Source organism: Lentzea sp. NEAU-D7 (genome assembly GCF_026242055.1).
In the GTDB taxonomy this organism is placed as follows: domain Bacteria; phylum Actinomycetota; class Actinomycetes; order Mycobacteriales; family Pseudonocardiaceae; genus Lentzea.
Window position 1 is genome coordinate 114,269 of the sequence record NZ_JAPJDL010000029.1, and the last position, 7,342, is coordinate 121,610.

Annotated in this window: 7 protein-coding genes; all 7 read right to left on the reverse strand. The window is 66.5% G+C overall.

Features of this window, described 5'->3' with window-relative positions; translation table 11 throughout:
- A complete protein-coding gene (locus ORI60_RS39680; protein ID WP_266043157.1) occupies positions 1–996 on the reverse strand; it encodes an ABC transporter ATP-binding protein in 996 nt (331 codons plus the stop codon).
- Positions 989–1,975, reverse strand: coding sequence for an ABC transporter ATP-binding protein (locus tag ORI60_RS39685; protein ID WP_266043158.1), 987 nt, complete (start codon positions 1,973–1,975; stop codon positions 989–991). Before ORI60_RS39685 ends, ORI60_RS39680 begins: the two co-directional genes overlap by 8 nt.
- Before the next feature lie 9 nt (positions 1,976–1,984).
- The gene (locus ORI60_RS39690; protein WP_266043159.1) at positions 1,985–2,959 is read right to left on the reverse strand and encodes an ABC transporter permease; all 975 of its coding nucleotides are present in this window, start codon (positions 2,957–2,959) and stop codon (positions 1,985–1,987) included.
- Positions 2,952–3,881 (reverse strand): ABC transporter permease, encoded by a 930-nt coding sequence (locus ORI60_RS39695; protein ID WP_266043160.1) that lies wholly within the window; start codon positions 3,879–3,881, stop codon positions 2,952–2,954. Before ORI60_RS39695 ends, ORI60_RS39690 begins: the two co-directional genes overlap by 8 nt.
- A gap of 120 nt (positions 3,882–4,001) precedes the next feature.
- Positions 4,002–5,579 (reverse strand): peptide ABC transporter substrate-binding protein, encoded by a 1,578-nt coding sequence (locus tag ORI60_RS39700; RefSeq protein ID WP_266043161.1) that lies wholly within the window; start codon positions 5,577–5,579, stop codon positions 4,002–4,004.
- Between the two features lie 226 nt (positions 5,580–5,805).
- On the reverse strand, positions 5,806–6,747 hold the full coding sequence (locus ORI60_RS39705; RefSeq protein ID WP_266043162.1) for a Ppx/GppA phosphatase family protein: 942 nt from the start codon (positions 6,745–6,747) through the stop codon (positions 5,806–5,808).
- Between the two features lie 9 nt (positions 6,748–6,756).
- A complete protein-coding gene (locus ORI60_RS39710) occupies positions 6,757–7,314 on the reverse strand; it encodes a GNAT family N-acetyltransferase (RefSeq protein ID WP_266043163.1) in 558 nt (185 codons plus the stop codon).
- Between the last annotated feature and the right edge of the window lie 28 nt (positions 7,315–7,342).

A 7,342-nucleotide genomic window follows, 5' to 3' on the forward strand; every position in this document is an offset into this window, starting at 1 on the left:
TCAGACGACCGCGCGCTCCTCCGCGAAGTGGCACGCGGCGGGGTGACCGTCGTTGCGCACCACGAGCTCGGGAACCTCGGTCGCGCAGATGTCCTGCGCCTTCCAGCACCGCGTGCGGAACCGGCAGCCCGACGGCGGGTCGATCGGCGAAGGCACGTCACCCGTCAGGCGGATGACGTCGCGCCGGCCGCGCTGGGTCGGGTCCGGCACCGGCACGGCGGACAGCAGCGCCTGCGTGTACGGGTGCATCGGGCGCTCGTAGATCTCGTCCTCGGTGCCGATCTCCACGATCTTGCCGAGGTACATCACCGCGACGCGGTCCGACAGGTGGCGGACCACCGACAGGTCGTGCGCGATGAAGACGTACGACAGTCCCATCTCGGACTGCAGGTCGCCCAGCAGGTTCATGACCTGCGCCTGGATCGAGACGTCCAGAGCGGACACCGGCTCGTCGCACACGATCACCTTGGGCTTGAGCGCGAGCGCGCGGGCGATGCCGATGCGCTGGCGCTGACCGCCGGAGAACTGGTGCGGGTACCGGTTGATGTGCTCCGGGTTCAGGCCGACGATCTCCAGCAGCTCCTGGACCTTGCGCTGCCGGTCGCCCTTGGGCGCGACCTCGGTGTGGATCTCGTAGGGCTCACCGACGATGTCGCCGACCGTCATGCGCGGGTTCAGCGACGTGTACGGGTCCTGCAGCACGATCTGGATGTCGCGGCGCAGCTTGCGCAGCTCCGCGCCCTTCATCGCGAACATGTCGCGGCCCTCGAAGCGCGCCATGCCCGACGTCGGCGGTTCCAGGCGCATCAGCACCTGGGCCAGCGTGGACTTGCCGCAACCCGACTCGCCCACGACGCCCAGGGTCTCGCCCTTGTTCAGCGAGAACGAGACGCCGTCGACGGCCTTGACGTGGCCCACGGTGCGCTTGAACAGCACGCCGACGCGGACCGGGAAGTGCTTGACGAGGTTCTCGACCTCGAGGATCGGCTCAGCCACGAGCGACCACCTCCTCCGCGATGTGGCACCGGCTGGTGCGGCCCATGCCGAGGTTGTGCACAGCGGGCACCTCGGTGACGCACCGGTCGAACGCGCGCGGGCAGCGCGGGTTGAACGGGCAGCCGGGCGGGATGTTGGTCAGCGACGGCGGCAGGCCCTTGATCGTCTTGAGCTCCTGGCCGCGCAGGTCCACGCGGGGCAGGGACTCGAGCAGCGACTCGGTGTACGGGTGCCCCGGCGCGCGGAACAGCTCGTAGACGTCGGCGTGCTCGACGATGCGGCCCGCGTACATGACCGAGATCCGGTCCGCGACGTCGGCGACGACGCCGAGGTCGTGGGTGATCAGGATCATGCCCATGTCGCGTTCCTTCTGGATCTCCGCCAGCAGGTCCATGATCTGGGCCTGCACGGTGACGTCCAGCGCGGTCGTGGGCTCGTCCGCGATCAGCAGCTCCGGGTCGAGAGCCAGCGACATCGCGATCATCGCGCGCTGCCGCATGCCGCCGGAGAACTGGTGCGGGTAGTCCGAGACGCGACCCTTGGCGTTCGGGATCTTCACCTGGTCCAGGAGCTCGATCGCGCGCTTGCGGGCGTCCGCTTTGGACATCCCGCGGCGGACCTTGAGCTGCTCCTCGATCTGGAACCCGATGGTGAACACGGGGTTGAGCGCCGAGAGGGCGTCCTGGAAGATCATGGCGATGCCCTCGCCACGCACCTGCCGGCGCTCTTCCGCCGACTGGGACAGCAGGTCCTCACCGCGGAACTTGATCGAACCGTTGGTGATGAACGCGGGCGGCATGTCCAGGATGCCCATGATCGTCTGGGCGGTCACGGACTTGCCGGAGCCGGACTCGCCCAGCACGGCGAGGGTTTCGCCCGCCGAGACGTGGTACGAAACTCCGTTGAGCACCTTCGCGACACCGTCGCGGGTGCGGAATTCCACGTGGAGATCCTCGACCTCCAGCAATGGCTGAGTCACAGGATTCCCCTATCGGGACTTGGGGTCGAGGGCGTCGCGCACGGCGTCACCGAGCATGACGAAGGCCAGCACGGTGATCGTGACGAAGCCTGCGGGGAACAGCAGCATGTGCGGAGCCGACTGGAAGTAGTCGCGCGACTCCGAGATCATCACGCCCCACGACACCACCGGCGGACGCAGGCCGATGCCGAGGAACGCCAGCGTCGCCTCGGCGCCGATGAAGGCACCCAGGGCGATCGTCGCGTACACCAGCACGGGCGCCACGGTGTTCGGCAGCAGGTGCCGGAACACGATCCGCAGCGGGGAGGCACCGAGGCCGCGCGCGGCGCGCACGTAGTCCTGCTGCTTCGCCACGAGCGTCGCGGAACGCATGATGCGCATGGCCACCGGCCACGACAGCACGGCGATCGAGAGCACCACCTGCGTGATGATCCGGACCACGCCGGGGTTCTCCGTCGGCGCGTTGAGCGTCGTCAGGATGACGATGGCACCGAGCACGAACGGGATGCCGGCGAAGATGTCGCTGAAGCGCGACAGCACGCTGTCGATCCACGTCTTCGCGTAGCCCGCGATGATGCCGACGGTAGACCCGATCAGCACGGTCAGGAACGTCGCGAAGATGCCGACGAGCAGCGACGCGCGGGCGCCGTGCATCGCACGGGCGTAGACGTCGTAGCCCTGCAGGTCGTAGCCGAACCACGCGTCGCCCGAAGGCGGCTGCAGCGACTTGTCGAGATCGGCGGCACGCGGGTCGACCGACGTGAACAGCGTCGGCCAGATCGCCATCAGGACGATGATCGCGATGATCACCAGCGAGATGATGAACGTCGGCTTGGTGCGCAGGTCACCCCACGCGTCGCTCCAGAGCGAGCGCGGCTTCTTCTGCTTCTGCGACGAGTCGTCGACGTGGCTGAGCTGGTCGACACCTGCCGCCGCGGACGCCTCGAGTCCGGTTCCGCCGGACACGGATCCTGGGTCACTCATAGCGAATCCTCGGGTCGAGAACGGCGTACAGGAGGTCGACGATCAGGCTCATCAGCAGGTAGACGAGAACCAGCAGGGTCACGATGCCCGTGACCATGATGCCTTCCTTCTCCTGGATGCCGCGGAAGATCAGGCCGCCGATGCCGTTGATGTTGAAGACGCCCTCGGTGACGATCGCGCCGCCCATGAGGCTGCCGAGGTCGGTGCCGAGGAACGTGATCACCGGGATCAGGGAGTTGCGCAGCAGGTGGATGCCGACGACGCGGCTCTGCGGCTGGCCCTTCGCGATGGCCGTGCGCACGTAGTCCGCGCGCCGGTTCTCGACGATGCTCGTGCGGGTCAGCCGGGCCACGTAGGCCATCGAGAGACTGCCGAGCACGAAGCCGGGCAGGATCAGCTCGCCGAACGTCGGATCGGAGCTGACCGAGGTGTCCATCAGGTCGAAGCCCTGCGGGCCGAGGTAGAGCCGCAGCACGAAACCGGTGACGAAGACCGGCAGCGAGATCAGGAACAGGGTCGAGACCAGGACCAGGTTGTCCAGGAAGCCCTGCTTGCGCAGACCGGTGAGGACGCCGGCGACGATGCCGATGACGGCCTCGATGATCAGCGCGATGATGCCCATCTTGAGCGTGATCGGCCACGAGGTCGCGATCTGCTCACCGACGGAGACGCCGTTGAAGGTGGTGCCGAAGTCACCGACGAGCAGGTTGCCCAGGTACTTGAGGTACTGGATCACCAACGGGTCGTTGAGGTTGAGCTTCTGGCTCATCTCGGCGATGTAGGCCGGATCACACGGCCGCTGGCCGCACTTGCCCGCGAAGGGGTCCTGCGGAATCGCCCAGACCAGGGCGTAGATCAGGAAAGTGGTCCCCAGGAAGACCGGTATCAGCTGCAGCAGACGGCGCAGCACATAGCGACCCATGAGGTCGGCTCCTTGCGTGGTGGGGGGCGCCCAAGGTCCTGAACACCGCTCCGGCCCCGCGCCCGTAACGCTCGAGGGACGCGGGGCCGGACGGTTGGTCAGAACTCAGGTGTTAGGCAATCAGGCCTTGACGCGGAACGACTCCAGAGCGCCCTGACGCTTGAACGACATCTTGGCGGCGAGCAGGTTCTTGGACCGGCCGCCGATGCCCTTCTCGTTCCAGGTCGGCATGGAGGGCAGGTCCTTCGCGATCAGGTCCTCCGCCTGCTGGTAGATCTTGATCGCCTCGTCCTCGTTCGCCGTCTCGTCGGCCTTCTTCAGAAGGGCGTCGACCTCGGGGTTCGAGTAGTTCGAGTCGTTCGACGAACCACCGGTGCGGTACAGCGGGTTGAGGAAGTTCTCGATCGACGGGTAGTCGGCCGACCAGTCCGAACGGCTCATGCCGGTCAGCTGCTTGCCGTCGACGATCTGGCGGAACGCACCGAAGTTGGTGGCACCGTTGAACTCGCAGTCGATGCCCAGCGCCTGCTTGATGCTGTTGCACGCCGCCTCGAGCGGCTCCTTGCGGCCACCGTCCTGGTTGGACTGGATGGTCAGCTTGGTGCCGGTGAAGCCCGACTCCTTGAACAGCTGCTTGGCCTTCTCCGGGTTGTACTTGCAGTACTCGCCGCAGGTGTCGGGGCGGTAGCCCTTGATGCCGGGCGAGACGAAGCTGGTGGACGGCACGTACGAGCCGGCCAGCACGGTCTTCGTGATCTGCTCCCGGTTGATGGCCATCGAGACGGCCTGGCGCAGCTTGACGTTCTTGAACTCGGGGAGGTACTGCGGGAACGCGATCGCGCTCTGGCCGAGCAGGTTGGCGTTCACGACCGCGTCACCGAGGTCGGCCTTGTACTTCTCGCCGACCTTGGCCGACGGGGGCAGGGCCTCCATGAAGTCCAGCTTGCCCGCGACCAGGTCCTGGTACGCGGTCTCCTGGGAGGAGTAGATCTTGTAGTCAAGGGTCTTGAAGTGGACCTTGTCCTCGCCCTTGTAGTCGTCGAAGCGCTCCATCTTGATCAGCGCGTTCGGCGTGCGGGAGACGAACTTGAGCGGGCCGTTGCCGATCGGCTTGGCCTCGGCGGCCTTCGGGTCCGCGAAGAACGAGTCGGCCATCGGCGAGAACGGCGTGTAGCCGATCATCGTCGTGAAGACCGAGGTCGGGCCGTTGAGGGTGACCTTGAACTCGTAGTCGCCCACCAGCTCGAGACCGGACATCTTGTCCTTGGCCGGCTTGGCGTTCTCGTCGGCCGGGTGGACGTCCTCGAAGCCCTGGATCGGGGCGAAGAACGATGCCGCCTGCTGAGCGTTCGGCGCGTACGCGGCCCAGTTCCAGGCGTCGACGAAGTTCTTCGCCTTGACCTCGGTGCCGTCGTGGAACTTCCAGCCCTGCTTGATCTTGATCGTGTAGACCTTCGCGTCACTGGTCGTGATCGAGTCGGCCATCAAGTTGTAGGGCGCGCCGTCTTCGGTCTTGTAGCCGACCAGCCGCGAGAACAGCGAGTCGGTGACCTTGCCACCGCCGGCCTCGGTCGTGTTGGCCGGGAACAAGGTGCTCTTGGGCTCGGTGCCGTAGATGGACACCGTGCCGTCCGGGTTGTCCTTGCCATCGGTGGCGTTGGTGCTTCCGCCACCGCCGCCGCATGCGCTGAGCGTCATGGCGAGCGCGGTGGGAAGTACCACCCACGCAACCCGTGATCGCGACATCAGTCTCTCCCGCCTTTCCCCGGCGCCGCTCCGCAGATATTGCGTGCGCGCGCCTCCCCGGGAGGTCTCGTCCACCTCCCAAAACGTGAGAGGACGTTAACCGGGGCGTCCAGCAGTACGCGCACTGAAATCGGTCACAAAGTCGTCACGATCACCTCAAGCGCACCTTAATTCGGCGCTAGACCAGCGAAAACGCGATGCCGTCGAGGATGTCGTGCTCGCTGCACACGAGCGTGCGAATTCCCGCGCGATTCTCCAGTTCGTCGGCAATCGCACGCAGTACCACCGCTCCACCGCAGATCACATCCACTCGACCGGGGTGCATGGGTCCCAGCGAGGCACGCTCATCATGCGTCATGGAGAGGATACGGTCGGTGATTTCACGAACATTGTCAAGTGTGATGCGGCTGAGGTGAATATCGTCGCTGTTGTACACCTCCAGCCCCTGGACCAGGGCTGACAATGTCGTAACGGTGCCGGCGACGCCGATCCACGTCTTCGTCTTCTCCACCGGAACGACTTCGAATGCTTCTTTGACCGCCGCACGCGCAAACGCTTCCGCCTGTGCGATTTCGTCCGCGGCGGGCGGATCGGACCTGATGAACCGCTCCGTCAGCCGCACGCAGCCGATGTCCATCGACCTCGCGGCCTCGACGTCCGAGCCCGTGCCGAGGACGAACTCGGTGCTGCCACCACCCAGATCGGTGACGAGGAAGGGTCCCTCGTCCGGGTCGAGATCGGCCACCGCGCCGAGGTAGGACAGCCGCGCCTCCTCGTCCCCGGTGATCACCTCCGCGGGCGCGCCGAGGATCTGCTCGGTCATGCCGAAGAACTCGTCGCGGTTGCTCGCGTCACGCGTCGCACTCGTGGCGACCATCCGTGCGGTCTCCACGCCTTTGCGCTGCATCGTGCGCGCGTAGTCGAGCAGGGCCTGCCGGGTGCGCTCGATGGCGTCGGGGTGCAACCGCCCGGTCGCGTCCACGCCCTGCCCGAGCCGGACGATCTTCATCTCGCGGTGGACGTCCCGCAGCCACGCGGTGCCGTCGTCGCGCTTGGTCACGTCGGCGATCAGCAACCGGATCGAGTTGGTTCCGCAGTCGATGGCCGCAACGCGCGACATGATCACTCCTCAGTGGTTCCGATGTTCCTCGGCAAGCATCGCGTACACGAAGAGGTCGCCCCACTCGCCCTTGAAGATCTCCAGCTCCCGGAAGTGGGCCTCGCGTCTCATGCCCAGCCGTTCCATCAGCCGCCACGACGGAACGTTGCGCGGGTCGCACTCGGCGACGATCCGGTGCAGGCCGAGGCCGTCGAAGCCGAGCTCCAGCATCTTCCGCGCGGCCTCGGTCGCGTAGCCGCGGCCGTGGAACTCGGGGTTGAGGCTGTAGCCGATCTCGCCCTGCCTGTGGGCCTCGCTGCGCCACTTCAGCACGGCGCTGCCGATCACCCTGCCCGCTTCCGGCAGGTGCACGGCCAGCGCGAGGCGTCCTCCCTCGGCGGTGAGCTCGTTGTCGGCCACGAGCTCGTCCAGCAGTTCCGCGCACTCCTCGCGGCTGACGGACTCGCCGTAGAGGTAGCGGAAGACGTCCGGTCGCGAGCGGTAGGCGTAGAAGTCGTCGAGGTCGCTCGGCTGGAACGGGCGCAGGAGCAGGCGGCCGGTCATGATCGGGTAGTCAAGCCTGAGCACCTCTCAACATTGCCAAGAACCGCGGCCG

What these genes read in the sequence shown, in the direction of transcription:
- ORI60_RS39690 (WP_266043159.1), bottom strand. Translation starts at nt 2,959, where the DNA reads ATGAGTGACCCAGGATCCGTGTCCGGCGGAACCGGACTCGAGGCGTCC.
- ORI60_RS39695 (WP_266043160.1), bottom strand. Translation starts at nt 3,881, where the DNA reads ATGGGTCGCTATGTGCTGCGCCGTCTGCTGCAGCTGATACCGGTCTTC.
- ORI60_RS39700 (WP_266043161.1), bottom strand. Translation starts at nt 5,579, where the DNA reads ATGACGCTCAGCGCATGCGGCGGCGGTGGCGGAAGCACCAACGCCACC.
- ORI60_RS39705 (WP_266043162.1), bottom strand. Translation starts at nt 6,747, where the DNA reads ATGTCGCGCGTTGCGGCCATCGACTGCGGAACCAACTCGATCCGGTTG.